The organism is Pseudomonas sp. MWU16-30316 (assembly GCF_020515645.1).
Taxonomy (GTDB): domain Bacteria; phylum Pseudomonadota; class Gammaproteobacteria; order Pseudomonadales; family Pseudomonadaceae; genus Aquipseudomonas; species Aquipseudomonas cerasi.
This window is the reverse complement of sequence record NZ_JAIZAZ010000002.1, coordinates 13,621-40,219: the sequence shown is the minus strand read 5'-3', so window position 1 is coordinate 40,219 and position 26,599 is coordinate 13,621. Positions and strand designations below refer to the sequence as shown.

The 26,599-nt window shown below is 59.7% G+C and carries 21 protein-coding genes; 7 read left to right on the top strand and 14 right to left on the bottom strand.

From position 1 onward, the window contains the following. Positions 1-2 precede the first annotated feature (2 nt). The 9 genes from bcsB to LCH65_RS06905 form a co-directional block, all read right to left on the bottom strand. The gene (gene bcsB / locus LCH65_RS06945) at positions 3-2,258 is read right to left on the bottom strand and encodes a cellulose biosynthesis cyclic di-GMP-binding regulatory protein BcsB (RefSeq protein ID WP_226439261.1); all 2,256 of its coding nucleotides are present in this window, start codon (positions 2,256-2,258) and stop codon (positions 3-5) included. A gap of 14 nt (positions 2,259-2,272) precedes the next feature. Next, positions 2,273-4,492 (bottom strand): UDP-forming cellulose synthase catalytic subunit, encoded by a 2,220-nt coding sequence (bcsA, locus tag LCH65_RS06940; protein WP_226439260.1) that lies wholly within the window; start codon positions 4,490-4,492, stop codon positions 2,273-2,275. Further along, positions 4,489-5,628 (bottom strand): cellulose biosynthesis protein BcsQ, encoded by a 1,140-nt coding sequence (gene bcsQ, locus LCH65_RS06935; RefSeq protein WP_060708687.1) that lies wholly within the window; start codon positions 5,626-5,628, stop codon positions 4,489-4,491. The genes bcsA and bcsQ overlap by 4 nt, the downstream gene beginning before the upstream one ends. A gap of 268 nt (positions 5,629-5,896) precedes the next feature. Beyond that, positions 5,897-7,099, bottom strand: a complete 1,203-nt coding sequence (locus LCH65_RS06930; RefSeq protein ID WP_074805872.1) for an MltA domain-containing protein — start codon at positions 7,097-7,099, stop codon at positions 5,897-5,899. A 79-nt stretch (positions 7,100-7,178) separates the two neighbouring features. Continuing rightward, complete coding sequence (locus tag LCH65_RS06925; protein ID WP_226439259.1) at positions 7,179-8,435, bottom strand: phospholipase D-like domain-containing protein; 1,257 nt, start codon at positions 8,433-8,435, stop codon at positions 7,179-7,181. Positions 8,436-8,499: 64 nt separating this feature from the next. Next, entirely contained in the window at positions 8,500-9,150 is a 651-nt protein-coding gene (locus LCH65_RS06920) for a MotA/TolQ/ExbB proton channel family protein (protein ID WP_003365740.1), read from the bottom strand. A gap of 25 nt (positions 9,151-9,175) precedes the next feature. Continuing rightward, complete coding sequence (locus tag LCH65_RS06915) at positions 9,176-11,458, bottom strand: TonB-dependent receptor (RefSeq protein ID WP_003433789.1); 2,283 nt, start codon at positions 11,456-11,458, stop codon at positions 9,176-9,178. Between the two features lie 20 nt (positions 11,459-11,478). Beyond that, positions 11,479-12,243, bottom strand: a complete 765-nt coding sequence (locus LCH65_RS06910) for an energy transducer TonB (RefSeq protein ID WP_060708684.1) — start codon at positions 12,241-12,243, stop codon at positions 11,479-11,481. Positions 12,244-12,245: 2 nt separating this feature from the next. Next, on the bottom strand, positions 12,246-12,653 hold the full coding sequence (locus LCH65_RS06905; RefSeq protein ID WP_060708683.1) for a biopolymer transporter ExbD: 408 nt from the start codon (positions 12,651-12,653) through the stop codon (positions 12,246-12,248). 201 nt (positions 12,654-12,854) lie between these two features. Here LCH65_RS06905 and LCH65_RS06900 point away from each other — a divergent pair, with 201 nt between their 5' ends. The 3 genes from LCH65_RS06900 (at position 12,855) to ycaC (ending at position 15,767) form a co-directional block, all read left to right on the top strand. Further along, complete coding sequence (locus tag LCH65_RS06900; RefSeq protein ID WP_003433795.1) at positions 12,855-13,418, top strand: GNAT family protein; 564 nt, start codon at positions 12,855-12,857, stop codon at positions 13,416-13,418. After that, positions 13,415-14,986, top strand: coding sequence for an alkaline phosphatase D family protein (locus LCH65_RS06895; protein WP_226439258.1), 1,572 nt, complete (start codon positions 13,415-13,417; stop codon positions 14,984-14,986). The genes LCH65_RS06900 and LCH65_RS06895 overlap by 4 nt, the downstream gene beginning before the upstream one ends. 154 nt (positions 14,987-15,140) lie before the next feature. Continuing rightward, positions 15,141-15,767 carry an isochorismate family cysteine hydrolase YcaC gene (gene ycaC / locus LCH65_RS06890; RefSeq protein ID WP_058416325.1) on the top strand — a complete coding sequence of 209 codons (627 nt, stop codon included), beginning with the start codon at positions 15,141-15,143 and terminating at the stop codon, positions 15,765-15,767. 192 nt (positions 15,768-15,959) lie between these two features. On the opposite strand, the gene LCH65_RS06885 is transcribed toward ycaC, so the two are convergent. Next, a complete protein-coding gene (locus tag LCH65_RS06885) occupies positions 15,960-17,273 on the bottom strand; it encodes a PAS domain-containing methyl-accepting chemotaxis protein (RefSeq protein WP_226439257.1) in 1,314 nt (437 codons plus the stop codon). A 303-nt stretch (positions 17,274-17,576) separates the two neighbouring features. On the opposite strand from LCH65_RS06885, the gene LCH65_RS06880 reads away from it, so the two are divergent. Both LCH65_RS06880 and LCH65_RS06875 read left to right on the top strand, forming a co-directional pair. Next, on the top strand, positions 17,577-18,770 hold the full coding sequence (locus LCH65_RS06880; protein WP_003433802.1) for a GGDEF domain-containing protein: 1,194 nt from the start codon (positions 17,577-17,579) through the stop codon (positions 18,768-18,770). Positions 18,771-18,851: 81 nt separating this feature from the next. Next, entirely contained in the window at positions 18,852-19,289 is a 438-nt protein-coding gene (locus LCH65_RS06875) for a GNAT family N-acetyltransferase (RefSeq protein ID WP_054080612.1), read from the top strand. Between the two features lie 8 nt (positions 19,290-19,297). On the opposite strand, the gene LCH65_RS06870 is transcribed toward LCH65_RS06875, so the two are convergent. Beyond that, the gene (locus LCH65_RS06870) at positions 19,298-20,938 is read right to left on the bottom strand and encodes a methyl-accepting chemotaxis protein (protein WP_187809384.1); all 1,641 of its coding nucleotides are present in this window, start codon (positions 20,936-20,938) and stop codon (positions 19,298-19,300) included. Between the two features lie 258 nt (positions 20,939-21,196). Here LCH65_RS06870 and LCH65_RS06865 point away from each other — a divergent pair, with 258 nt between their 5' ends. Beyond that, on the top strand, positions 21,197-23,209 hold the full coding sequence (locus tag LCH65_RS06865; protein ID WP_096108033.1) for an alkaline phosphatase D family protein: 2,013 nt from the start codon (positions 21,197-21,199) through the stop codon (positions 23,207-23,209). 86 nt (positions 23,210-23,295) lie between these two features. Next, positions 23,296-24,015 (top strand): phosphatidylcholine synthase, encoded by a 720-nt coding sequence (pcsA, locus tag LCH65_RS06860; protein WP_003433808.1) that lies wholly within the window; start codon positions 23,296-23,298, stop codon positions 24,013-24,015. Between the two features lie 66 nt (positions 24,016-24,081). Here pcsA and LCH65_RS06855 read toward each other — a convergent pair whose 3' ends face one another. The 3 genes from LCH65_RS06855 to LCH65_RS06845 all read right to left on the bottom strand — a co-directional run bounded on the left by LCH65_RS06855 (position 24,082) and on the right by LCH65_RS06845 (position 26,443). Further along, positions 24,082-25,290, bottom strand: a complete 1,209-nt coding sequence (locus tag LCH65_RS06855; protein WP_054080609.1) for a sugar transporter — start codon at positions 25,288-25,290, stop codon at positions 24,082-24,084. Positions 25,291-25,558: 268 nt separating this feature from the next. After that, entirely contained in the window at positions 25,559-25,990 is a 432-nt protein-coding gene (locus LCH65_RS06850; RefSeq protein ID WP_032609522.1) for a thiol-disulfide oxidoreductase DCC family protein, read from the bottom strand. Between the two features lie 108 nt (positions 25,991-26,098). Then, positions 26,099-26,443 carry a zinc ribbon domain-containing protein YjdM gene (locus tag LCH65_RS06845; RefSeq protein ID WP_032609549.1) on the bottom strand — a complete coding sequence of 115 codons (345 nt, stop codon included), beginning with the start codon at positions 26,441-26,443 and terminating at the stop codon, positions 26,099-26,101. Positions 26,444-26,599: the final 156 nt, after the last annotated feature.

The following is a 26,599-nucleotide window of genomic DNA, read 5'->3' as shown; positions in this document are numbered from 1 at the left end:
GCTTATTCCTGCTCCAGACGGCGCTTGGCGAGCGAGCGCAGGGTCAGGTAGGCAACTCCGGTCACCAGCACCACACCCACGGCAACCACCAGCAGCAGCCACAGCACGTTGCGCGACATCAGCCACTGCACGTATTTGATCGGCCCAAGGTCACCGACGTAGTACTTCTGCTCGGCAACCAGCGCCTCGACCGAATCGCCGCGTACCACTACCAGGCTGCCCTGTACCTTGTCGCTGCTGCTCAGCGCACGGGCAACGTCGCTCATGCCGCCGGGCTGACCGCTGGAGATCAACACGACACTGCGCCCCTTGTGCAGCGGCGATTCGAAACCGGTCAGGAAGGTGCTGCGCGCGTCACTGGAAAACGCCATGGCCACCCGCGCCCGACGCTGGTTTTCATCCGGGTCCGGGCTCATCCAGTCGCGCAGACGGAAGGCCAGATCGGAAAGCTCGAAGCCCTGTTGCTGAGTATTGCCGGAAATCGGCAAACGGTCGGCCCACTGTTTGAGCAACGGCTGATCGCTGCCCGAGGACATGACCAGAATGTCCTTGTCGGCGGCACTGGCGATCTGTGCAGCGTGAATAACCGACACACCGGTCGCCGGGTAACCGGTCGATTCGCCGAAACGGCCCAATACGCTCAAGTAAGCGCTGACATCTTCAGTACTCGGCTGATCGGCCAGCACCACAGCGGTCTGCGACAGGTCCGCCAGGCGTGTGAACGGAAACCCGGAATCCTTGAACACACCCAGGTTCGGCATGGCCATGAAGTGGTCGTAACCGCTGAAATCCAGCGTCGATTCCGGATCGATGCTGCCGCGCATGTTATCGATGATGATGTCGCCACATTCGCCCTGCTTGAGGTAATCGAACATGTAGCGCAGTTGCAGGCGCGATTGCAGGGCCACGGAGTTGAGCGGCAGGTACACATGCGCTTCACGGCTGATCGTGTCATCGCCGCCCGTCAGTCGCGAGACGATCGAGTTGTTCAGGTTCTCGATCGACGGCAGCGGCTCGGCCTTGATCAGCGTGTCGTTGAGGCTGACCATGATCGACGAATTGTTCGAGCGTTCCTGCGGTGTGTAGCGGTATTTGAGGTTCAACGGCACGCCGTCTTCACGCCAGCTGAACAGGTCTGGCGGCAGGTTCAACGGCACGGTGATGTCACCTGGGTCGTAACCGGAGACGTTGAGTTTGTTGGCAGGCATCAGCTCGCCCAGTTTGATCGGCCGATCACTGGGCAGCCAGTTCGGCGCGTCATACGGTTTGCGCGGCGCGAGCAGGTCGACACGCTCGATCAATGCGCTGCTGCCGACCAGACTCTGACCGCCGACCACCAGCGCATTGACCGCCCGCTTGAGTTCCGCCGAATCACGCCCGGTGATCACCAACAGCTTGCTGTTCGGGTCGTTGGGATGAGTCACCATCGTCAGGGTCGGGCCTTTCGGCGCAGGCATCGTCAGCGCGCCGAGCTGCAATGGACCATCGCCCTTGAGCAATACCAGTGCGTTGCCCTTGGCCGGCAGCTCATTGAAGTGCGCCGGGAAGCTGGCCATGCGCGAGCGGGTCTTGGCCGCGCCAATCCATGAAGCCAGCGCGCCTGCAGCTTCGAGCGTCGCGTTATCGGGTGCCGCGCCCATCACCACGGGCAGATTCACGTCACGGTCATCGCGGCGGTCGAAGAACGGCAGCGGCAGAATCGCCAGGTTGTTGGGCAGCGCGAATGGCGTGACACGGATGTCCAGACGCGTGTCATTGTTGATCCGTGCCCAGAGGCTGGAATGCTTCGGGTCTTCGCAGCTCATCGTGTAATGGCCGATGAACTGCAGGCTCAGGCGGTTGAACTCGGTGATCATCTGCGGCGGAATCTCGATCACCTGCGTCTGCGGCTTGCCGGCACCTTCCTTGGGCAACGGAAGGGTCGCGGCCACTTCATCGTTGATCATGACGTTGATCTGCGACAGGTCCGCCAGCAACGCCGGCGAATAGCTGTAGCTCAGCGACAGGCTTGCGCCGGTCACCACCTGATCGGCACGCACATTGAAGTTGACGCTGTCGGTGGCTTCCACACCGCGCAGGTTCATCGGGTAATTGCGCCCCAGTTGTTGCAGCGTCACGCTGTAACCCTCGTTGGCACCCGTCGTTTCAGCAGCGCTTGCCCACATCCCGGTGGAGAGCACGGACAACGCACAAGCCAACAGGGCCCATGAGCGGCGAACGGCGAAGCGTTCGGCACCGAGAAAATACCGTTTAGTCATGACTACTCAATCCATCAATTTGCGGGAGGTGGGGAGATTTTTTTACGGGTCGGCAGTAACCGGCTGAAATCCTTGCGAGTGGCCTTGAGCAACTCGACGACGCCACGAACACCGATGTGGCTGACTTCGCGCAGCGCAGACAGCGGTGTGTCCGGCTTGCCGCGGCCCCAGGTCGACGCCCAGGTGTCGGCACGGCCAAAGGTCAGGCGTACCAGCTCGCTCTGCTGACGCAGCGACAGATCATCGAAACGAGTGCCCAGATAACCGTCGCGGCAGAACATTACCGTGGCAGGGAAATGGCTGGTCTGCGTACCGCGATACAGCGACACCGTGATGCTGTCGCCACTGTCGATGCCCGAATCGGCGGGCATCACCAGTCCGAGGCCGGTCTGGGAAAAATCCTGAGTCACGGCGTCGAATACCACGCCATCGGCGCAGGTAACGCGAATCGGCAGTCTGGCCTGGACCCGGGGCTCGGTACGCACCTGACGGATCTCGCTGGCCACCGCAATCGCAGCGCTGGTGATGATGATGTTGTAGATCGTCCAGGCCATGTTGATGACGATGGTCAGGGTGATCGCATCGTTATTCCAGCCCAGTTGGTAGAGGCTGTAGATACCGAGTGCGAAGACCACTGCGTTCAGCGTCAGCAGCACGATGTAAGGCCGCGCCAGCGTCCAGTCGAAAAACTTCTCCTCGACCACTCCGCCCTTGTCGGTCACGTTGAAGCCACCGAATTTCGGATTGACCAGCGCCATCAGCACCGGGCCCATGATGTACCACGCCAGCACCGCCTCGTAGACCTCGTTCCAGAACGAATGGCGGAAGCGGCCCTGAATCCGCGAATTGGTCAGGCTGGCGTGGGCAAGGTGCGGCAACACATAGGCGGTGATCATCAGCGCCGAGGCGTGCATGACCTCGGCGCCGAACAGCAGGTACGCCAGTGGCGCGGTGAGAAACACCAGACGCGGCAGGCCGTAAAAGAAGTGCAGCATCGAGTTGGCGTAGCACAGCCGCTGGCCCAGTGACAGACCTTTGCCCAGCAGCGGGTTGTCAGTGCGAAAGATCTGCGCCATGCCCCGCGCCCAGCGAATACGCTGGGCAACGTGACGTGACAGACTTTCCGTCGCCAGCCCCGCCGCCTGGGGAATCGCAAGGTACGCCGTGTTGTAGCCGGCCCGGTTCAACTTCAGCGCTGTGTGCGCATCCTCGGTCACGGTTTCAGTGGCCACACCACCGATGTCCAGCAACGACGAGCGCCGCAACACCGCACAGGAGCCGCAGAAGAAAGTCGCGTTCCACAGGTCGTTGCCGTCCTGCAGCAGGCCGTAAAACAGCTCGCCCTCGTTAGGCACGCTGCGGAATGTATCGAGATTCTTTTCGAACGGGTCGGGCGAGAAGAAAAAGTGCGGCGTCTGCAGCATCGCCAGTTTCGGGTCCTTGAGAAACCAGCCCATGGCGACCTGCAGAAAGGAGCGGGTCGGCACATGGTCGGCGTCGAACATGGCGATGTACTCGCCATTCGTGGCCTTGAGCGCTTCGTTCAGATTGCCCGCCTTGGCATGTCGATTGTCGCCGCGGGTCAGGTAGCCGACACCGATCTGTTCGCAGAACTCGCGAAAATCCTCGCGACGACCATCATCGAGCACATAGACCCGCAGCTTGTCGCGCGGCCAGTCGATGGACTGGGCGGCAAAGATGGTCAGTTTGACGATGCTCAGCGCCTCGTTGTACGACGGAATAAACACATCGACGGTCGGCCACTGGCTGGAATCGCTCGGCATGATCACCGGCTTGCGCTGCAACGGCCAGGCTGTCTGCACGTAACCCAGCACGATGACGATCAGCGTGTAGAACTCGGCGATGATCAGCCCATAGCCCAACAGGCTGTCCAGCCAGTTGTCGAAATCCAGGGTCGAGGTCAGGCGCCAGTACATGTAACGAAACGAAGCCAGCAACGACAGGGTCACCAGCGCCAGTACCGAAATACGCCCCGGTATCCGGCGAATCACCAGCATCGCAGCGAAGCATGCCAGGGCAAAAAAGCACTGTGCATAGAGGTCCAGCGGCACGGTGACGACCAGCGCCATCAGCAGCAGGCCGACGACAATCGCCACGCTTTTCAAGGTGCGTCGCAGGGTCGTCGACAGACCGCCGAACCACGCCAGCAAAGCATGCAGCCACAATGATGAGCGCGTCCGGGGTACGGACGCGTCGAGCGACAGGTTGGTCATGACAATCGGTTCTCTTCTACATCCTGAGTCAGCAGTCGGGCAATCAGCACATTACTCAGCACGCGAAGGTCTTGGGTGCCGGGAGAGGCACTCGGAACCTGGACCGCGTTGTGGCCGTAGGCCAGCGCTTCTGCGAGCGCGTAATCATCGCGAACGACGCCCAGCAGGCGCTCGCCAAGACGTCGCGCCAGTACGTCGTACATGTCGCGACTGAAGGTGCGCGAAGCATCGAACCGGTTGATGACGTAATGACAGGCCGGCGGCTGCGACCCCGCCAGAACCGGCTCGAGCCAGCCCTGCATCTGATCCAGTGTCACGTAGCACGCCGCATCGGCGGTCAGCACCACCAGGACCTGGCTGGCAGCAGTCAGCGCCTGTTGCAACATGCGCAGGTCACCGCACGGCACATCGAGAATCACCACGTCGCGGGCATCGAGCTGCATGCGGGCGATCTGACGGACCAGCCAGTGTGGATCGTTTTCCTGAAAATGCTCGAGGGAACGACGCTCATCGAGCGGCAGCGCGCCATATGGCAAAACCTGCGTGTCGCAGGAGCCGGTCAGCAACAGCGTGCGCCAGTTTTCGCCGCTCAGGCTGGCACCGCCGAGGCCGGCCACATCCGGGCTGGCATTAAGGTGGTGCATCAAGGCGTTTTGGGGGTCGAGATCGATCGCCAGTGTCTGCGCGCCGGGCACTCTGACCAGGCTGGCCATTGCCGCGCTGAGCGTACTTTTACCCACACCGCCCTTGGCTGACACCACCGCAATCACGCGCGCCGATGTTCTCGGCGGCTGGCCCTTGAACAGCGATTGGACCAGTGCTTCGTTGTTGCGTGCCTGCGCTTCAGCCTGGCGTGCCTGTGCGGCCTCGGCAAGCAGATTTGCCAGGACGCCGGAGGCTGCACCTTTGGCTGTCGGGGTCATCTGAAGGTCAGGTGCCGTGTCAGGCGTCTCGGCTGATTGCGCCGCACAGGTCTGCTCAGGCACCGATTGATCAGTTACGCGTGGCGGCGTAGCAGGAAAGACACTGTCTACGGGCGTTTCGTGGTAGTCCAGGCTGTCGTCGATCTCCAGATAACCCTCGGAGCTCGCGCCAAAACGCTGAAACAAATTGGCCACATCGTCAGCTCGATTCATCCGGAACGACCTCAAAAGGGGCCGCTACGCACGATCCCTGTGTAAATGCATTAATACCAATGTGTAATGTCATTATGACAGTGTCAAGAAACCGATATATGTCGTCCACAATTTACCGATGAACGGTAAATTGTTCTTTTCTTGACACATTTCTGGCGTTGAAAAACCGTGCATTTGGCTGTTTCAAATGCGTTTGGAAGGAAAACGGGTGCGAAAAGATAGCTACCTGTCCATTGAGCAGGACGGTAGCTATCGAGGTGAGAGGATGTCAGTGGCTAGCAGGAGCCGGGGTTGTTGCAGGAGCTGTTTCTGCGGACTGAGGCAGTGGCATGCCCTTGGGCCACAGCAGCCAGATATTGCCTTTCTGCTTCATGTCGCCAGCCAGCTTGCCCGCCTCATCGCCGGTCCCCCAGAACAGGTCGGCGCGTACCTCACCGGCAATCGCACCGCCCGTGTCCTGCGCCGCGACCGGACGGACCACGCTGCTGCCATCCGGCCGCGTCGTGGAGAGCCAGAGCAGACTGCCCAGCGGAATCACCTTGCGATCGATGGCCACGCTGTAACCGGGGGTCAGCGGCACATTCAACGAGCCGCGCGGGCCTTCGTTGCTGTCGGGGTTACGGGCGAAAAACACGTAGCTGGGATTGCTCGCCAGCAGCTCGCTGATACGCTCCGGATGCGCCTTGGCCCAGGCGGCGATACTGCCCATGGTCACGTCTTCCTTCTTCAACTGACCCTGCTCTACCAGCCAGCGACCAATCGCGCGATACGGGCGACCGTTCTGATCGGCGTAGCCCAGACGCAGCTGCGAGCCATCCTCCAGACTCACGCGCCCCGAGCCCTGAATTTGCAGGAACTGCAGATCCATCGGGTCGGTCAGCCAGGCAATCACCGGCGCGTTCAAGCCTTGCGCGCTGATCGTCGCAGCGTCGTCGTAAGGCTTGAGCACCCTCCCCTCAAGCCGACCGCGCAGCCGCTTGCCTTTGAGCTCAGGGTAAATGCTGTCCAGATTGACCACGATCAGATCGTCCGGGATGCCATAAACCGGCACATTGGCGGTGGTGGTCTGGGTCAGGCTGCCCGGATAAACAGGCTCGTAATAGCCGGTGATCAAACCATCGGCACTGCCTCCATCTGCGCGCAGGCTGTAGACCTGCAACTGCTCCTGCAAAAAGGTGCGGATCTGCGCCGCATCCGGTGCGGCCGCGAGACTCACCGCCGCCGCACACGTCGGCCCCCACACCGCATCGGCTTTCAAACGAACACAGGCGCTGCGCCAAGAGGCAAAACCGGCCTGCAAATCCGCGTCGGACACCGCTGGCAACGCGTCCCAGCCGGCCTGGCTATAAGTGGTGTGCGGCGCCGCAGGCGGCGTCACCGGCTTGTCGGACTTGTCACACGCGGTCAGCAACGCAGCCAGTGGCAAAACCAGCGCCAGGCCCCGCAACCATGGCTTGAAAGAGAGCATCATCAGTAGCACCAATCCTTTTACAGCCCGCAGCAGGCTGGTGGGTGAAAGGTGTCATTGTGGCTGAAGCGGGCGTTGAGACCTAGTGGGGAGCTGCATTCAACTGGCCCGGATGCGGCTCCGGATAGTCGCGATTGATGTCGATGGGCTTGGCGTACGGCCCGTCCCAAAGCTGCTCGTGCAACTGGCCGATGCGTTTGGCCATCGAGCCGTCGTGTATCACTACTTCCAGATTGCGCGAGTTGTCGAGGTAGCCGCCCAGCCAGTTGCTGGTGCCTACCCAGGCCACCTGATCATCAATATCCATGGTCTTGCTGTGGATCACGCGTGCATAGGGGATAAAACCCTGAGCCGCCATCGGCAATGTGACGACGCGCACCTGCACGTTGGGCACCAGCGCCAGACTCTTGAGGTAGGCGACTTCGGGCATGCCGGTGTTCCAGTCGGACACCATGAGCTTAATCGACACGCCGCGGGCGGCCGCGCTGCGCAGGGCATTATCGATGACCGCATAGTAAGGCCGGGTTTTGTCGGGCCCGTGGGACAGAGGCGCGTAATCCAGCAACTGGACACGAACCTCGCTTTTGGCTTGCGCCAGCAAACGCGGCAGTTCGGCCTGGGAGTCGACGACCCCTGGCGGGTTATAGCGCTGCGGGCTGGCGGTCAGGTAGTTGCCGTTGGGCGATGGGCTATCGATCGGGTGCGGCACGGGAGCCGGTTTGCCCTCGGTAATGGCAGCCTGGGCAAGCCAGTCCTGATCGAATATGGCCTGCGTCTGGCCCACGATGATCGGCTCGTCAATGCGCAGGCCGGTTTCGTGGATGTGCTCCAGTGAGCGCCAATCGAAATTCTGACTGCCGATGAACGCCTGTCGGCCATCCACGACCAGAAACTTGGCGTGAATGATGCCGCTGCCCGTGAGCTTTGCGTAGGGCAGTACGCGCAGGGTGAGATTGGGAATGGCGCGCAGTCGTTCAAGGGTCTGCGGGTCGGAAAGTTTCAGGCCTTTTTCTTCCAGCAGAAAACGGATTTTCACTCCGCGCTGCCCGGCTGCCGTCAGGCTTTCAAGCACCTTGTCCATGACCGAGCCTGCGTGGTCTGCGACATAGAACTGTTCGATGTCGATACGCTCGCGAGCCCCGTCAAACAGCTCCCGCCAGACCTCGTCGGGTGCTCGCAGGTCAGGCGTCTGCAGGTCAGACCCGACCGGCACGGTGTGGACCAGCTCGAAACCCGGAATGGCGAAATCTGCCTGCGCGCACGAACTGCCCAGCAGTAACACTGCGATCACGGCGCGGTAGCTCAGGGACAGTCGACGATACGAAGGGTAATAGGGCATTGCGAGCCTCATCGCCAGACACAGACAAGATGGTGCATGCCAGAGGCACGCCCCGTTAAGTGGATCAGGCCGTCCGGTATTTCGGTTGAGCCGAAGCAGCCGGATGCTCGGCTTCGTCATGCACACGTGCTCCGCTGGAAGCGCGGATCAGCAGGATCTTGAGTTGGTCGTTGATGCGTTCCAGGCTGTCCTGAAAGTAGTTGTGAAAGACCACGCAGAACAAGGCAATGGCGATACCCAGCCCAGTCGCGAACAGCGCTGTACCGATACCGGCGGAAATCTGCCCGGGATCGGACACCCCGGCACTGGCCAGGGCCTTGAAGGTATCGATGATACCCAGAATCGTCCCCAACAAGCCCAACAGCGGCGCAGCGGTAGTAATGGTTTCGATCAGCCAGAGGCTGCGGGCCAGCGGTGCGCGAGTGCTCAGGTACTGGGTTTCGATGACATCATCCAGATCCCTGCGCGAGCCCTGCGCATTTTTTTGCGCCAGCACCGGCAGTACCATTTCCAGCGGCAGGCTGGTCCGGCGTGTCAGCGTCTCCGGCAGATCCTTTTCACTGTGCACCGAAGCACCGAGGGCCGTTTGCAGCGCCCGAGACTGGCGACGCACGTAAGCAAAGTAGATGCCTCGTTCGATCGCGACAAAGATCGCTATCGCGATGGCGGCGTACATCACATAGAAGGTGATGTCGTGAAGCTGATTCATGTCCATGGCACGGACCTCTGGTCAATGAAGATTAGAAATTGGCTTCAAGAGAAACGGTAACGGTACGCTCGACCCCGACGATGTAGGCCGGGTCGCCGTCGCGGAAACCGCTGTAAGTGCCCGCGTTGGTTTTGGTGGTGTACACGCCGTCCAGGTATTCCTTGTCGAACAGGTTGTCGACGTTCAGACGCAGAGTGGCGTCCTTGACGATTTTCTTGTCCACCGGAAGGTAGATCCCCGCGCCCAGATTGAAGATGGTGCGCCCCGGAATGCTTTCGTCGTTGGTCAGGTCGCCATACAGCTTGCTGGTGAGCTTGGCGCCAAAGGTCCCGTAATAACTGCCGTCGTCGTAGCCGATGTTGGCGGCCAGCATGTTCTTCGGCACGTTGGTAAATTGCTTGCCGCTGGTGGGCAGCTCAATGGCGGTGCCGTTATTGAAGACGGTCAGGTCATCTTTCTGTTTGGCGCGGGTGTAGGTGTACGAGGTGTAGTAATTGAAATGGTGCGGCAGCAAGCCACTCCACTCCAGTTCCAGCCCGCTGTTGTCGACTGCACCGGCGTTGATGTCGGCAAAGTCGCCGTTGATATCTTTTGATGACACCTGCCGGTCCTTGAACTGCAGGTAGAACAGCGTGGCCGCCAGCGTCATGTCCTGTTCGGTGTAGCGCCAGCCCAGTTCGTGGTTCCAGCTCGTTTCTGGCTTGCTGTCGATGGAGCCGGTGCCCGGGTCATACAGAACGTAGTTCTGCGGCACGCGCATGTTGCGTGACAGGCTGTAGAACAACTGGTCGCGCTCATCCAGCTGGTATTTGAGGCCGACGTTCGGCAACAGCTTGTTGTAGGTCTGGTCCCGTTTTTCCGGCCGCTCGGTCAGGCTGCCGTGGTTGGTGCCTTCGCGCTCGACATTCATGTAGGCCAGGCCGCCGACCAGCGTCCAGTCCGGGGCGAAATACCAGGTGTCCTGAGCCCAGACTTTTTGGGCAGGCGTCACGGTATAACGGTCACGGCCCTGGATCTCGTTGCCGTTGGCATCGACCATGTAGTCCGAATCCGGCTGGATGCTTTCAGGCTTGCCATTGCTCTTCAGGCGGATGAAAGGCTGAGTCTGCGACTGTCGCGCGCGTTCATACCAGTAGCCGACCTGTACGCTGTGTTCGTCGTTGACGTCCCAGTTCAACTTGGTGGTGATCCCCGGACGCCACGTCTGGGTGCGCGACGGCCGGTAATAAACGCCAGTGGTCGATGATCCGTCTGCGTTATAAGCCGCCGCCGTCGGCAGGTTGCTCAGGTCGAACACACCGTTCTGGTTCGAACCTCGGTTGAGCGCATAGGAAGAACTGTTCACGCCGCTGCCATTACCCCAGAAATAATAGGGGATGACGGAAAGAGACAGGTTGTCGGCCAGTTTGAATTGGGTATTGAGCACGCCGGTGAACGTCTGGAAAGGGTTCTGCGCCAACTCGTAGTAGCTGGACAATTTACCGTTGCTGCCCAGCGCTGGCGTCGAAGGATAAGGGTCAAACTTGCGCCCGTTCTGCTGGAACTGACTCTTGGTGAGCTGGCTATAGCTGTTGTTGTCCTGCTCGTGGTACTTGAGGATCAGGTTGGCGGTATTGCCCGAGCCCATGTCGAAGAAACTGTTCCACTCAACCTTGTCGGCACGCACCGCGCCATCGCCGCGCCATTTCTGACCTTCGGTGTGAGACATCGACAGCCAGTTGCTCAGCCCGTTGATCTCTCCGGTGTTGAGTCGCGCGAAGGTCTTGTAAGTGCCATTGCTGCCCGCCACCTGCTTGACGAATGCGCCGGTTTCCTTGGTGGGCCGGATGGTGACGATACCGATGTTGCCGCCGCTGGAACCGATGTGCGGGCCGTCACTTTCGGCAGAGCCTTGAGTCACGAAAATCTGATCGATGTTTTCCGGATCCCCCAACAGATTGGAATACAACGCGTAGTTACCGGAGTCGTTGATCGGCATACCGTCCACCGACATGCCGACCTGATCGGAGTTGAGCCCGCGCATGGTGAATTTGAAACCAGAAAGACCTGTGGCGTCTTCGCTGGAGATATTCAGGCCCGGCGTGTACTTGAGCTTATCGATCGCATTCCCGGTCGCCGTCTGCTTGTCGAGCGCTTCCTTGGTAACAGTGGAACGCGCCTTGATGCTCTCCTCCTGCACCATGTAGCCCCCCCCAACCGTCGCCTTGCCTTGCACACCAATGGTGCCGACATCACTGCCACTCGAGTCGGCCATAACCATGCCGTGACTCATGCCCGCGGCGACCAACGCAAGGTGAATTCTGGAAAACTTCATCACTCTGTTCCTTGTCAGTGCTATTGCACGCTGTAGTTGAAGGTGGCGGTGAAGCGCTGTTCGCTGCGTCCACCAAAGGCTTGCTCGGGAAACGGCTTGACCTGCTTGATGCGTCGCAGACTGTTGGCGGCTGCGCGGTTGAGCAGCATGCTGGAGGCCTGGGTCTGAATGCCGGAGTCCAGCACTCGCCCCTGGCGGTCGACCAATAACCACACCACAACCTCGCCACTCGGACGCTCCAGTGAGGCCTGACGACCAGTCGGGTACTGTTTGTAACCGTCCAGCTCACTGCGCAGCCCTTTGAGGTAGCCACCTTCCATACCCTGGGTGTCGACCTTCGGCGGTGCGGGTGGCGCAGGCGGTGACGGCGGCGCAACCGGGGCGCTGGCGATCGGCTTGCTGGGTGCCTGAACCGGCTCGACGGGTTTTGCCACTGCCGATTTGGGCAAGGGCTTAGGCCTTGGTTCTGGCTTGATCTCCGGCTTGGGTTTTGGCTTGGGAACGGGCTTGGGCGGCGGTGGAGGTGGCGCCGGTTCGGCCTCTTCGCTTTCGACTACAGGCGGCGGAGGTGGCGGCTCGTCAGGTTGTACCGGAGGCGGTTCGGGCTGCGTCAATGGCTCAGGGGCGGGCTGCTCGGGCTCGACCAGCGCCAGCTCGACGGCAGATTCGTCGTAGACCGGCTCCATTTTCAGAGGACGGGTCTGTACACCAATCACGATTGCGATGAGCGCCACCAACGCAGGCAGGCCACCAAGCCACTGACGTACACGAAACAGGAAATACATGGTCAGGATTTGCGCGTGGCGATGGAGACTGACGTGAAACCACCCAGACGCAGGGTGTCCATAATCTCGACCAGACGAGTGACTTCCACGCCCTTGTCACTGTTAACGATGATCGTGGTTTTCGTGTCGGGCTTTTCCAGCGCTTTCAAGGCAGGCACCAGGGCGTCGACCGTGGTCGCCTTGCCGTCGAGCTGTAATTCGCCGTTGAGCCCCAGAGTCAGGATCGATTTGTTCTGCGGTTTCAGTTGCTGCGAACTGCTGGCACTCGGCAGCTGGGTTTTCATCCCCAGCGCCGGAATCACGTTCAGGCTTACCAACACGAAAAAAACCAGCAGGAACATCATCACGTCGATCATGGGGATCAGTTCGATGTGCGCCTTGCGCTTTTTAGGTTCGTCCCACGTTCTCATGCCAGCCTCTCGCTTTCTTGTTAGAGGCCGAGAATCTAGCAACCGAACATGACCGATCGGTTGGTTTTACAAGACCGATACATGACTGTTACATGGCTGTTACCTGTACATCTCATGACACTTAAATGATTCTTGAGGCCGTCACGGAAATGCCATAACAACGCGCCAGCGTTTGAGCATTCAACCCGACGGAAAATACGGATGAGTCACCCGCTGCCCACTATCAGAACCTCGCGTCTGCTGCTCGCCGCGTTGCAGCCGGAACAGGCACTCACCTTGTCACGCCTGGCCGACGAGCCGACGATTGCGGCCATGACTTCTGCACTGCCCAGCCCCTACACCCTTGAGCATGCGCGGGCATTCATTGCACAGACCCACGACCAATACACCGCCGGTCAGATGTTGAGCCTCGGGGTTCACATTCAGGAAACCGGAGAGCTGACCGGGATCGTCTCGCTACGCCTTTCGATGCCGCATCGCAGCGGCCATCTGGGTTACTGGACAGGAACGCACTATCAAAATCAGGGTTACGCCTGCGAAGCGGCTCAAGGCTTGCTGAGGCATGGCTTCACGGACATGAACCTCAACCGCATCGCCGGCCAGTGCTTCAGCGACAACCCGGCCAGCGCCAGGGTCCTGGAGAAGTGCGGGTTATCGTATGAGGGCTGTACCAGAGAGGCATTTCTGAAAAACGGTGTGTTCAAGAACATGTTGCTGTTCGGACTGTTGCGCTCGGAATACCCATCGTCGGAGGCCACGTCATGACCGATTTCAATCCGGATCGTCGACGCATCATTACCGGAGTCGCCGGTGCAACATTGCTGTCGATCCTCAGCCCATTTGCGCGCAGCGCGGGGGTCGATTATCCATTCACGCTCGGCGTGGCATCTGGCGATCCGTTGCCGGATGGCTTCGTGGTATGGACACGTCTGGCGCCCAAGGTGATGACGCCCTCGGGTGATGGCGGACTGAACAAACCCGTTGAGGTGCGCTGGAAGATCGCCAGCGATGCGGCCATGCTTCACGTAGTCCGCACAGGACAGGCCACCGCCCATCCGCGCCTTGCCCATTCGGTGCATGTTGAAGTGAGCGGCTTGCAGCCTGGACGCCCGTATTGGTATCAGTTCGAGAGCCTGGGGGCGCAAAGCGCTGTCGGGCAGGCCTGTACTGCTCCGCTGGCAAGTGCCATGGTCTCGGCGCGGTTCGGCTTCGTGTCGTGTTCGCACTGGGAGGCCGGGTATTTCAGCGCCTATCGCCACCTGGCGGCAGAGCGCCCGGATCTGGTGTTCTTTCTTGGCGACTACATTTATGAGATGAACATATCCCCGGAAAACCCTCGGTTCCCGCGTCACCACGCTACACCTGACCCCATGGACCTGGCGGGCTATCGTAATCGCTACGCTCAGTACAAGACCGACCCCGACCTGCAAGCGCTGCATGCCTGTGCGCCGAGCGTGGCCACCTGGGATGATCACGAAGTACAGAATGACTACGCCGCGCAGTGGTCCCAGGACCCGAACGTTCCGGTGGACAGTTTTCTACGTCGCAGAGCCGCCGCTTATCAAGCGTTTTACGAGCACATGCCCTTGCGCGCCAGCAGCCTGCCCAAAGGACCGGACATGCGTATTTACCGGAACCTGGACTATGGCCGCCTGGCACGCTTTCATGTGCTGGACGGTCGGCAGTATCGTTCCGAACAGGCGTGCATCCAGGCCAACGGCAGCCGTCGAGGCTACGTAGCGCCCAGCGACTGTCCGGATCTGAGTGACCCCAAACGCACCATGCTCGGCTGGGAACAGGAAGCCTGGCTGGACCGCAGCTTCGCTGAATCACCTGGACAATGGAATGTCATTGCCCAGGACTTGCTGGTCGCTCCACTGGAACAGCGCAATCTCAAGACCCAGGCGCTGGGCCACTGGACCGACGGCTGGGACGGCTACGCGGCGACCCGCGAGCGCGTGCTGGCATCCCTGCAACGCCACCAGACCCGCAACCCGGTGTTCTGGGGTGGCGATATCCATTCGTTCTGGACCACCGACCTGCACGCCGAGGCAGGCAATCCGGAATCAGCCATCGTCGCCACCGAATTCGTCGGCACCTCGGTAACCTCCAGCGGACCACGGTTCGACGCCTTCAACAGCATTCTCGGCCTCAACCCACACGTGAAGTTCTTCGACAGCCGTCAGCGCGGCTATGTGGCAGTGGACCTGAACGAACAGCATATGCAGACCCGCTTTCAAGTGGTGTCGGATGTGCTGGATCCTGCGGCGAACGTGTCGACGCTGAAGCGCTTTGTGGTGGAGGCTGGCAAGACGGGGGCTATTGCCGGGTAGGCGACGTTTTGGATTGGCCATATTGTGGACAAAATTGTCCACTGTGAAGAGACAGTAAAACCCGCTTCAGGCGCTTTTTCCCTTTCCGGTGAGCTACTAACCTGAGCCCATGTTGCACGCCAGACCTCACCTACCCAAACGAAAGGACTTGACCATGACCCACACCACCTACAACCGCCTGAACAAAGATGACGCCATCGTTTTGCTGATCGATCATCAGACAGGCCTGATCTCGCTGGTGCAGGACTTCTCGCCGAACGAGTTCAAGAACAATGTTCTGGCCCTGGCTGACCTGGCCCGCTTCTTCGAACTGCCGACCATTCTCACCACCAGTTTTGAACAAGGCCCCAACGGCCCGCTGGTTCCGGAACTCAAGGCAATGTTTCCCGATGCGCCGTACATTGCCCGGCCGGGTCAGATCAACGCCTGGGATAACGAAGACTTTGTAAAGGCCATCAAGGCGACCGGCCGAAAACAGTTGATCATTGCCGGGGTAGTGACCGATGTGTGCGTGACCTTTCCGACCCTGTCGGCATTGGCTGAAGGGTTTGAAGTATTCGTGGTCACCGATGCCTCCGGCACCTTCAACACCACGGTTCAACAAGCCGCGTGGTCGCGCATGACGCAGGCAGGTGCGCAACTGATGAACTGGTTCTCGGTGGCCTGTGAGCTGCAGGGCGACTGGCGTAACGATATCGAAGGACTGGGTAACCTGCTTTCCGAGCGCATCCCGAACTACCGCAACCTGATGAACAGCTATTCGGCGCTGACTGCTCGGTAGAGGCTGTCGACAAGTAGGGTGATAGGCGTCTGTAAGAAACACTATCGTGCCCATGCGTTGGCATGCCGTTCAGGATGCTTCGCGCGTCCGATCTTGATTGCGCGCCGCGGCGTAGAGGTGGATGGCCAGACTGCAAGGACCGGCCATTTCCACACCGCACAACACACCACAGAGTCCGCGAAACCAGAAAGACTACTTCAACTGATTGGCAAACCGCCCCACGGCGCCCACGACCTGTTTGGCTCCTTCCTGAATCTCGACGATCACGGCACCGGCCTCGTTGGCCAGCACCAGGCCCTGCTCCGCCTGGGTGCGGCTGTTGGCCATGCCGCGCACTGCCTCATCGGCCAGCGACTGGTTTTGCTGCACGACGCTGACGATTTCTTCGGTCGCGGCGCTGGTGCGGCCTGCCAGTTGGCGGACTTCGTCAGCCACCACGGCAAAGCCCCGGCCCTGCTCACCGGCACGTGCGGCCTCGATGGCGGCGTTGAGCGCCAGCAGGTTGGTTTGCTGGGCAATCCCACCAATGGTCTGCACGATGGAATTGATCAGCAATGACTGTTTGCCCAGCGCTTCGATGCCCGAGGAGGCTGACTGCATCTCTTCGGAGATCTTGCGCATGGTCTTTACAGTGTTTTGCACCACGTCCGCGCCGCGCTGGGCGCTGACGTCGGTCTGCTGGGAGATTTCAAACGCCACGCTGGCGGCCTGACTGACTTCTTCTTCGCGGGCCACCTGGTCGGTCACCATCGTGGCGAACTTGACCACCTTGTAGAGTTTGCCCTGAGCATCGTGGACCGGGTTGTAGGTCGCTTCCAGCCAGACCTCACGCCCGTTGCTGTCGATACGCTTGAAGCGCCCGGCCACGAACTCGCCACGGTTGAGCATCGCCCAGAATTCCCGGTACGACGCCTGAGAGGTTTCCGCAGGATCACAGAAGATGCTGTGATGCTTGCCCTTGATCTGCGCCAGGTTATAACCCATGCCGCGCAGGAACTGATCGTTGGCGGTCAATACCTGGCCGCTGAGGTCGAACTCGATCACGGCGGTCGAGCGTAACAGCGCCTGGATGAACGCGGAGTTCTCGGCAGCCGTTTCGACGATCTGGGTGATGTCCGAACCGTAGCATTGCAACGTCATCAGCCTGCCTTGCTCATCCAGCACTGGCTGCCAGAGGGCGCGAATCCACACCAGCCGGCCATCGGCATGCAGAAAACGGTACCTGTCGATGACCGACTCGCCCTTCTGCACCGCCACTTTGAGACTGCGGTAGCAATCCAGCTGTTTGACGTAAGTAGGCACCAAGTGATCGAGATCCTTGCCCTGCAGTTGCTCCAGCGAATAGCCAAGCGCATTGAGAAAGTTTTCATTGGCGTGGACGATGTGGTGGCTGGCGTCCAGAGTCAAAGACACCATTTGCGCATCCATCCCTTTCTGCATCTGCCGGTACATGGATAACTCGGCCTTTTGTGCCTGTAATTCCTTTTTCAAGCGAGCGTTGAACATGACGGCACCCATAGTGAGGTTGTACGTATATATCGACACAAGCGTAGACGGGATTAAGGCATTTCGTCTGATGGTGGCAGGATGAATTACAGGGCGTTTGCGACAGAAGAAACGACCGTCTCAAGGCCATCTCGCGCATTGCTGAGAGATGTTCTCAGCGATGACAGCCCGCGGCCATTTGTCACCCAGGGCACGCCGTTAGCCACCATCGGTCGACTTTGGACTGGCGGCACGATACATTGATGGCACTAAGACATCACCCGTGATGTCCTATGTCTCTCGATGTTAATGTCCCGGTGTCACATGCTTGTTTCTGCCCTTGAACGTCCCAATCTTGAAGATGCGCAACTCCTTGCCGAGGTCGAGCAGACGATCACTTCAGGTGTTGGCTCGTTACGCTTCAGCCGTGTTCTTGAGCAACGCTATCAGGAAGAAACCCGGCTACCGCGGCGCGAGTTCCTGACGGCGGTAGGGATTGGCGGCAGTCTGATCTACAACCTGTTCCTGATCAGTGACTGGTTGATACTGCGGGATGTGTTTTTCTATGTAGCCGTGGGCCGTCTGTGCCTGATGACGCCGATGTTTATCGCGCTATTGATACTGGCTCAACGCGTTACCACGCGCTGGGCGATGGAAACCATCGCTGCATTCGCCACGGTCGTGTGCTCGCTCATGCCATTGCTGGTCATGATTCACAGCGACAGCCCTTATCAGATCTTTTATCAACTCGGCATGCTGTTGATCATGGTCTACTGCACCATGATCCAGCAATTGCCGTTGCGTCATGCCGCTGTCGCCATGTCATGCATGCTGATCATCCAGTTGGTGACTACCTACATTGCCGACTTCGCCGACTTCGTGATCTGGCAGGCCAACGCCGTGTTGTTCGTCTCGACGGTAGCACTGCTGCTGATGGCCTCCTACTTTCTGGAGCGGGCAAGCCGCATGAGCTACCTGTTTGCGCTCCGCGGGCGCCTGCTTCAAGTGCAATTGATGGAGTTCGCGCGTACCGATGGGCTGACCCGGCTGTTCAATCGACACTACCAGGATGAAGTGATGACCTCCGTCTGGGAGCACGCTCGCAATACGCCGGCGAACGTGGCGATCATCCTGCTGGACATCGACCACTTCAAATCCTACAACGACAACTACGGGCACCCGCAAGGCGATACCTGCCTCAGATTGCTTTGTCAGAAAATCCAGCAAAGCGCGCATGAGCATGGCGCTGTGGCGTTCCGGTTCGGCGGCGAAGAGGTTCTGGTGCTGATGATCGGCGATGCCGTGCAGGCCAGAGAAGTGGCCGCGGCCCTGCAGAGCGCTGTTGCCGAGCTTAAATTGCCGCACCCGGTGCTGGGCGAAAACGCGCTGGTCACCATCAGCCTCGGCGTGGCGTGTGCGACAGCGCCCCTGACCAGCGCCGAGAACCTGATTGGTGCGGCTGACAATGCCCTCTACGCGGCCAAGCGCGCCGGACGTAATTGCGTGTGCTTTGCGTGAAATGAAACACCGCAGGATCCTGCTTTACGCCACGCCCCTGCCACTTTAATCTCGGCGCACACCCAGGCTGGGAGCCATCGCATGAGCATTCACATTGACGTCAACACCAACCCTACGGAAGAGGATCGTCTGGCGATTCTGGAACCACTGAAACGGTTCAACGCCGAGCAGGCGGGCGACGGCAAGTCCGGGAAAGTGGCGATGTTCATTCGCGATGATCAAACCCGGGAAGTCCTCGGCGGCCTGCACGCTCGTATTCTTTATGAGTGGCTGTTCATCGAGCTGCTGGTCGTGCCGGAACAAGCCCGTGGGCAAGGCATGGGCTCGCGTCTGATGCAGATGGCCGAGGATCTGGCGGTTGAAAAGGGCTGCACGGGAATCTGGCTGGACACCTTCGACTTCCAGGCCCCCGACTTCTATCGTCGCCACGGTTACACCGAGTTCGGCCAGATTGACGACTATCCGCCTGGCAACAAGCGCTTCTTTTTCCAGAAGCGCCTGCCGAACACAACGGCCTGATGCTTGCGTCAGACCTTGAACTTGCCTACCAGATTGTTGAAGGAAATGGCAAGACGCGACAGCTCCTGGCTTGAAGCACTGGTCTGGTGCGCACCTGCGGCGGTCTGGGTGGAAAGGTCCTGAATGTTGACCAGGTTGCGATCCACTTCGCGCGCAACGTGGGACTGCTCTTCGGAGGCCGTCGCAATCAACAGGTTGCGGTCGTTGATCTCGGCGACGCTCTGCGCAATGCGCTCCAGCGACTGCCCCGTGGCCTGAGCCAGGGTTTGCGTGTTGCTGGCCAGCGTGCGGCTGTTGCCCATGGCCCGCACGGCCTGATCGGCACTGGCCTGGACACTGCCGATCATGGTTTCGATTTCGCCAGTGGATGCCTGGGTTCGAGCGGCCAGCGCCCGTACTTCGTCCGCTACCACAGCGAAGCCGCGCCCCTGCTCGCCTGCACGCGCAGCCTCGATGGCGGCGTTGAGGGCCAGCAGGTTGGTCTGCTCGGCGATCCCACGGATCACGTCCAGCACCTGCCCGATCTCACGAACGCGTCCGGCGAGTTCTTCGACCATCGTGGTCGAACTGCTGATCTCGGCACTGACGGTATTGATCGCATTCACGGCATCACGGGCCTGATCACGACCGGCAGCCGCATCGGTGCTGGTCTGTCGGGACGCTTCCGACGTCGACATGGCGTTACGCGCGACCTCTTCGACCGCAGCGGTCATCTCGTTCACCGCCGTAGCGGCCTGCTGAATCTCATCGTTCTGACGGATCAGACCGCGACTGCTTTCTTCAGTCACCGCATTCAGCTCTTCAGCGGCCGAGGCCAACTGGTCGGCAGCGCTGGATATTTGCCCGATCGTGCTTTTCAGGTTGTCCTGCATATCGCTCAGGGCAACCAGCATCATGCCGGCTTCGTCGTGATATTGGCTGGTAATCGGCAGGGTCAGATCACCGCTGGCAATTCGCCGGGCATTGGTCACTGCCGTATTGATTGGCGTGCTGATGGCGCGACTTATGAACAGACCCATCACAAACGCGGCCAAGAATGACAAACCAATGCCGATGTACAGGTTTCGTTGCGCAGCGTCCTGTGTCTGGTCGGAAGCGACAGCGGCCTCCCCCGCCTGACGATTATTGGAGTTGACGATGGTGGTCAGCTGATCCATGACCCTCAGGTAACCGCTGCGTACATCACCGTCGATGATCGCTCTCGCACCCGCAATGTCACCGGACAGGGCAGTGCCTTTGGCCTGCTCGATGAGTGCCTGATAGCCAGGCCAGTCTCTGTCCATCTGATCACCGGCGGCGCGCTCGTCATCCTCAAGCGGCGTAGCCCGGTAGGTGGCGTAGCTTTTTTCAGCCTGAGTCCTGTTAACGGTCATGCTCGCGAGAATATCGTCCTTGACGCTTTGCGGGGCGTTGCCTGCCATGGCGGCCAATAAACGATAAAGATCACGGTTCTGAGCAATGACCGAGGCCTTGACCTCGCCGGTTTTTGTAACCGACAGCAGGCTGTTGGTAAACACGTTATCCAGGCTGACGGACAAGGCACTGATGCCTCGACTGCCTATTACGCCTACCCCTAGGGTGAAAAGCGCACATAACGCAAAAGACATGAAAAGCTTGGCCGACAGCCTCGCGTTGTAGAACCATTTCATAGCTGAAACCCTCATGAGCAAATATGGCACAACGCCATAAAAACTTTATGGAATTCAGATGCCTGTTGCATAGTCATGTATCGGCATTTTCAGCGCACTCTGCAGGCGGTTAACAAAGTCTTCATACGGACATGGTCGAGCGGGCCGCCTCGCATGCCTGCAATGTCCGGAAACACGCGCTCGCGTGGTGTAACAAGAACTTTCCAGGCCCGTTGCGTTACCATTCCCGCCTGTGTCCCGCCAGAGTCATGAGTCAGGATGTCTGCTTCTTCCATCGAACAACTCACTTCGTTACCGTCCATCCTTGCCGGCCCACTGTTGCGCCGTCAGGAAGCCGGCCGCCTGGTGTTGTGGCTGGCAGGGTCTCGTCCGTTGCGCCTGACAGTGCGCCTGCGCCATGCCGCTACCGATGCCCCCACGGCGGGCTTCAACGATTACGTACTCGACGACCGGCAATGCCAGGTCATCGCAGTCGGGCGCCAGGCGTTCATTCACCTGATCGATCTGCAACTGGAAGCCGAACTGCCCCGCGACACCTGGATCGAGTACGACCTGCTGGTGGAAGGCGAAGGCGGCATCGCCGAGTGGGCGCCGCACCTGCTGTACGAGGGCAACCGCTACCCGAACTTCGTGGTGCGCAGCAGCATTGATCACCTTTTGCATGGCTCGTGCCGCAAGCCGCACCACAGCGCGGCCGAGGGTCTGCTGTGCGTGGACCGCCTGCTGGCCGACGTCAAGGAGCCGCTGCAACGCCCTGCGCTGTTGATGATGAGCGGCGATCAGATCTACGCCGACGATGTCGCCGGGCCGATGCTGCGCGCCATCCATGTGCTGATCGAGCGGCTGGGGTTGTTCGACGAGCGACTCGACGGTGCCATCGTCGATGACAGCCCTCGTCTCTATGCTCATCCGGCCAGCTATTACCAGCGTGCCGACCTGCTGCCGGCCCTGAAAAGCAACGACACGCTGCGCGAGCGTTTTTTTGGCGGCACCAGCAAGCCGGTATTCACCAGCAGCACAGCGGATAACCATCTGGTTACCCTGGCGGAAGTCATGGCGATGTACCTGCTGGTCTGGTCACCCACGCCCTGGACCCTGATCGAACCCGGCAGGCCGCGGCTGGAAGACGGGGAAGTCGAGCGCTACGCCAGGGAGCAGCAAGTGGTCGAGGCATTTGCCGAGGGCCTGGGCGGCGTAGCGCGGGCGATGGCGCATCTGCCGTGCATGATGATTTTCGACGACCACGACATCACCGATGACTGGAACCTGTCGGCGAACTGGGAGCAAACGGCTTACGGCCACCCATTCTCCAAACGCATCATCGGTAACGCCCTGCTCGCCTATCTGCTTTGCCAGGGCTGGGGGAATAACCCGGATGCGCTCAACGGGCTGGTCAGGCAGGCTCACGCACTGAGCACCGAGGCCGTGTCGAACGACAACTGGCTGGACAGCCAGGCCCAGGACCAGCTGATTGATCAGCTGTTGAAGTTTCAGCAATGGCATTACGTGTTACCCACCAGCCCGGCACTGGTGGTACTGGATACCCGCACCCGGCGCTGGCGCAGCGAGTCGAACTTCAACCACCCGTCCGGCCTGCTCGACTGGGAAGCACTCAGTGAACTGCAACAGGAGCTGATCGACCATAAATCAGCGATTATCGTCTCACCTGCCCCCGTGTTCGGCGTCAAGTTGATCGAGGCCATACAACGGATATTCAGTTGGTGCGGCTATCCGTTGCTGGTCGATGCGGAAAACTGGATGGCGCACCGTGGCGCCGCCAACGTCATTCTGAACATCTTTCGCCATTCCAGAACACCGGGCAATTACGTGATCCTGTCGGGCGATGTGCATTACTCGTTCGTCTACGAAATCCTGATTCGCCAGCGCAGTGGCGGGCCTCATATCTGGCAAATCACCAGCAGTGGTATCAAGAATGAATTCCCCCGTCGTCTGCTGGACACTTTTGATCGGCTGAATCGCTGGTTATACTCTCCCCGCTCACCTCTTAACTGGTTCACCAAGCGCCGCCTGATGAAGGTTGTTCCGCGCACGCCCGAGCACAGCAAGGCCGGTGAACGCTTATGGAACTCGGCAGGTGTCGGGCAGGTACTGTTCAACGAACAGGGCCAGCCGACCCTGATCAACCAACTCAATGCCAACGGTGACCCGCCTACCTGTTTCGTCGAACCGGAAGAATACAGAGACCAGCGATCTGACCCAGAGCGTGGCTTTATGGAAAACAACCGGAAAACAAGGGAGAGTCACCGCTAAACTTATCGGCAATTGCCGGGTCGATAGTTGCTACCGGTCAGGTTGCGGCACACCCTGGCAAGCATTATTTCCTGGAGAGCGCCCCCGTGATAACCAATCAACGCATAGCCAGACTCAACGCATGGGGGGCGCATGGCTTCACCGCCACCGGCGTAGTCCTTGCGTTCCTGGCGACCATTGCCTTGTTCAACAATGAACCCAAAGCCTGCCTGTTGTGGCTGGGCGCGGCCCTGATCGTGGATGGAGTCGACGGCTCACTGGCTCGCAAGGTCAACACCACGTCGGTCCTGCCGCACTTCGATGGCTCGGTACTGGATCTGGTCATCGATTACCTGACCTACGTGTTCATCCCGGCACTGTTCATCTACCGCTATATACCGGTACCGGATTACACGCTGCTGCTGAGCGTATCGGTCATTCTGGTTTCGTCGCTGTTCTGCTTCTGCAACGTCGACATGAAAAGCAAGGACAACTACTTTCAGGGCTTCCCCGCTGCCTGGAACGTCGTTGCACTGTGCCTCTACATTCTGTCACCTGCCCCCTGGCTGACGTTCATCACCATCATCGCTCTTGCGCTGCTGACCCTGACCCGCATGAAGTTCCTGCACCCGTTCCGCGTGCGCCGCTTCATGCCGATCAATATCGCTGTGACCACCGTATGGTTGCTGTCCAGCGCACTGCTGATCATCAACCACCCGCACAATGGCCCGGTGGTCATGGGGCTGTGGCTGGCGATGTCGGCGTATTTCCTGGGGATTTGTATCTGGAGAACGTCGCTGGAGTGGCTGGGTCGGCTTAAAGCCTGACACTCAAGTCAGACCAAAAAGCTCGCTGAACGCATTGCGCGGTCAGCGAGTTTTTTTATGCGCGTCCTATTTGCTCTCGGCCTGCATCTCGGCAGCTGGCCGGACCTTGCCGAAGTGATGCGTTGTATAGCAGCAGAACCCCAGCCCGCCGAGGGCCAGCAGGCCGCCGACGATACCGACATTGGCAACCCCGAGATGGCTGCTGACCACACTGCCGAGCAGCGCGCCGCCGCCAATACCGATATTGAAGATGCCCGAGAACAGCGCCATCGCCACATCGGTTGCATCGGGTGCCAGCGACAGCACGCGCGCTTGCAGGGTCAGGCCGAAACACATGATCGCCATGCCCCAGATAATGGTCAGCGTGCCGAGCGTCACGGCGTCACCGGAGAGGGGCAACAGCATCAGCAGGCAAACGGTCAGCGTACCAATGGCGGTGATCAACAGTCCGTTCGGGAAGCGGTCGCTGAACAGGCTGAAGATGATCGAGCCCATGATCCCGGCACCGCCAAAGACCAGCAGCAGGATCGTGGTCATTTCGCCGCTGAGTCGAGACACAGTCTGGGTGAACGGCTCGATATAGCTGTAGGCGGTGAAATGAGCGGTCACCACAATCGCCGTCAGCAGGTAGATCGCCATCAACCGTGGGCGCTTGAACAGGATCGGCAGGCTGCGCAACGAGCCGGAGTTCTGGCTGGGCAGCAAAGGCAGCGCGCGAGCCAACAGGAAGACTACCAGCGCAGCGATGCCGGCGATGCCCAGAAAGGTAGTCCGCCAGCCCAGTGCTTCACCCAGCACGCGGCCCAGCGGAATACCCAGCACCATCGCCAGCGACGTACCGGTCGCCAGCAGGCCCAGCGCCTGGACCTGCTTGCCAGGCGGCGCGATGCGCACGGCCAGCGACGCCGTGACCGACCAGAACACCGCATGTGCAAAGGCGATACCGACCCGACTCACCAGCAGGATCGCGAAGCTGGGGGAGATTGCCGAGAGCACGTGGCTGACCACAAACAGGCCGAACACGAACATCAGCAACTTGCGGCGCTCGATGTTGCGCGTCGCCAGCATCATCGGCAACGACATCAGCGACACGACCCAGGCATAGATCGTGAGCATCAACCCGACCTGGGCCGGGGTCATTTCGAAGCTCTGGCCGATGTTACTCAGCAGACCGATCGGCACGAACTCGGTGGTATTGAAAATGAAGGCCGCCAAGGCCAGCGCGAATACGCCAAGCCAGCTACCTGCCTGCTCGTTTGGAGGTGAAGTTATCAAGAATCACAACGCCCTGAAAATGTTCCGACCCGAAGGCCGATCGTCACGCGTGAACACGCACGCCTGACACCTGTATGGAAAACGGCGGCTCGCCCCACTGAAAAACCAACGCAAAAATGCTCCGCTCGACCTTCTGAATCGGGCGCAGTGTGCAAAGTGGATTATTGTGGATATGGGGAGTGGAGCCAGATGACACGAATTCTACGGACCGCCAGAGTGGATCACAACCCGTGCACTCATAACAGACTTTACAAATGACCGCCGGTCGTCAGCCGTCGAGGAAGCGCTGCCGGTCCTCAGGCAACGGCAACAGGCAGTGATCATAGCGCCCGAACAGTCGATATCGGTTGAGCGCGATACGGTTGTACGCCCAGTCCCTTAGAAAGCGTGGAAAAATCCCCAGCACTTTCAGCAGCGGCCACGGCGCAGGCAACAGCCCCATGATGTGCAGAAAGGCATCCGAGCGTACGAACACCCGATTGTTGACGATGACCGCGATGGTATGAAAATCGTCGAGCGGCAGCCCGGCCCACTTCAGCAATGCCTGCCCTTGCTCCGACTGCACGGCGGCCAAGCGCAGACGCTGATGCGGATCATGGCGAATCAGAAACTTAACCACGCCATTGCACAGTTTGCAGACGCCATCAAACAGCACGACACATTCATCGGGTTTCAGATACGGGGCGGGGGTACTCGGCACAGTATTCACCTGTTCAGGAAAAACAGCCCTGGCGCGCCCGGAAACATGAACGCCCCGCCAGTCGAAGGACCAGCGAGGCGTTCAGGCTAAAGCCATTGCCCGACAGAATCAAACCTTGCGGACGAACTCCGACTTCAGCTTCATCGCGCCGATGCCGTCGATCTTGCAATCGATGTCATGGTCGCCATCGACCAGGCGGATGTTCTTGACCTTGGTGCCGACCTTGACCACCAGCGAGGAGCCTTTGACTTTCAAGTCCTTGATCACCGTGACGGTGTCGCCGTCCTGCAGCACGTTGCCCGTTGAATCCTTGATGACTTTCACGTCGTCGGATGCATCGGCGCCAGCGGCGTCGGCAGACCATTCATGGGCGCATTCCGGGCAGATCAGCAGGCTGCCGTCTTCGTAGGTGTATTCGGAATTGCATTTCGGGCAGGACGGTAAGCTCACAATGGTTCTCGCATCGAGGAGGGTAAAACCATGCATTATAAAGGGCTTTTCCTGTTTCAGGTGGGAAGAGACTGATCTGTCGTCATAAACCTGCTTCAGTCATTGGACAGAAGCGAAGACCTGAACTAAAAAATACAGCACGCTCTGTCCTGCAACTCC

Coding starts and splice junctions, on each gene's coding strand:
- LCH65_RS06870 (WP_187809384.1), bottom strand. CDS start 20,938: ATGAAATGGTTCTACAACGCGAGGCTGTCGGCCAAGCTTTTCATGTCT.
- bcsA (WP_226439260.1), bottom strand. CDS start 4,492: ATGACCAACCTGTCGCTCGACGCGTCCGTACCCCGGACGCGCTCATCA.
- LCH65_RS06895 (WP_226439258.1), top strand. CDS start 13,415: ATGACCGATTTCAATCCGGATCGTCGACGCATCATTACCGGAGTCGCC.
- LCH65_RS06915 (WP_003433789.1), bottom strand. CDS start 11,458: ATGAAGTTTTCCAGAATTCACCTTGCGTTGGTCGCCGCGGGCATGAGT.
- LCH65_RS06905 (WP_060708683.1), bottom strand. CDS start 12,653: ATGAGAACGTGGGACGAACCTAAAAAGCGCAAGGCGCACATCGAACTG.
- bcsQ (WP_060708687.1), bottom strand. CDS start 5,628: ATGAATCGAGCTGACGATGTGGCCAATTTGTTTCAGCGTTTTGGCGCG.
- LCH65_RS06880 (WP_003433802.1), top strand. CDS start 17,577: ATGCTTGTTTCTGCCCTTGAACGTCCCAATCTTGAAGATGCGCAACTC.
- bcsB (WP_226439261.1), bottom strand. CDS start 2,258: ATGACTAAACGGTATTTTCTCGGTGCCGAACGCTTCGCCGTTCGCCGC.
- LCH65_RS06920 (WP_003365740.1), bottom strand. CDS start 9,150: ATGGACATGAATCAGCTTCACGACATCACCTTCTATGTGATGTACGCC.
- LCH65_RS06865 (WP_096108033.1), top strand. CDS start 21,197: ATGTCTGCTTCTTCCATCGAACAACTCACTTCGTTACCGTCCATCCTT.
- LCH65_RS06900 (WP_003433795.1), top strand. CDS start 12,855: ATGAGTCACCCGCTGCCCACTATCAGAACCTCGCGTCTGCTGCTCGCC.
- ycaC (WP_058416325.1), top strand. CDS start 15,141: ATGACCCACACCACCTACAACCGCCTGAACAAAGATGACGCCATCGTT.
- LCH65_RS06930 (WP_074805872.1), bottom strand. CDS start 7,099: ATGATGCTCTCTTTCAAGCCATGGTTGCGGGGCCTGGCGCTGGTTTTG.
- LCH65_RS06910 (WP_060708684.1), bottom strand. CDS start 12,243: ATGTATTTCCTGTTTCGTGTACGTCAGTGGCTTGGTGGCCTGCCTGCG.
- LCH65_RS06875 (WP_054080612.1), top strand. CDS start 18,852: ATGAGCATTCACATTGACGTCAACACCAACCCTACGGAAGAGGATCGT.
- LCH65_RS06885 (WP_226439257.1), bottom strand. CDS start 17,273: ATGTTCAACGCTCGCTTGAAAAAGGAATTACAGGCACAAAAGGCCGAG.
- LCH65_RS06925 (WP_226439259.1), bottom strand. CDS start 8,435: ATGCCCTATTACCCTTCGTATCGTCGACTGTCCCTGAGCTACCGCGCC.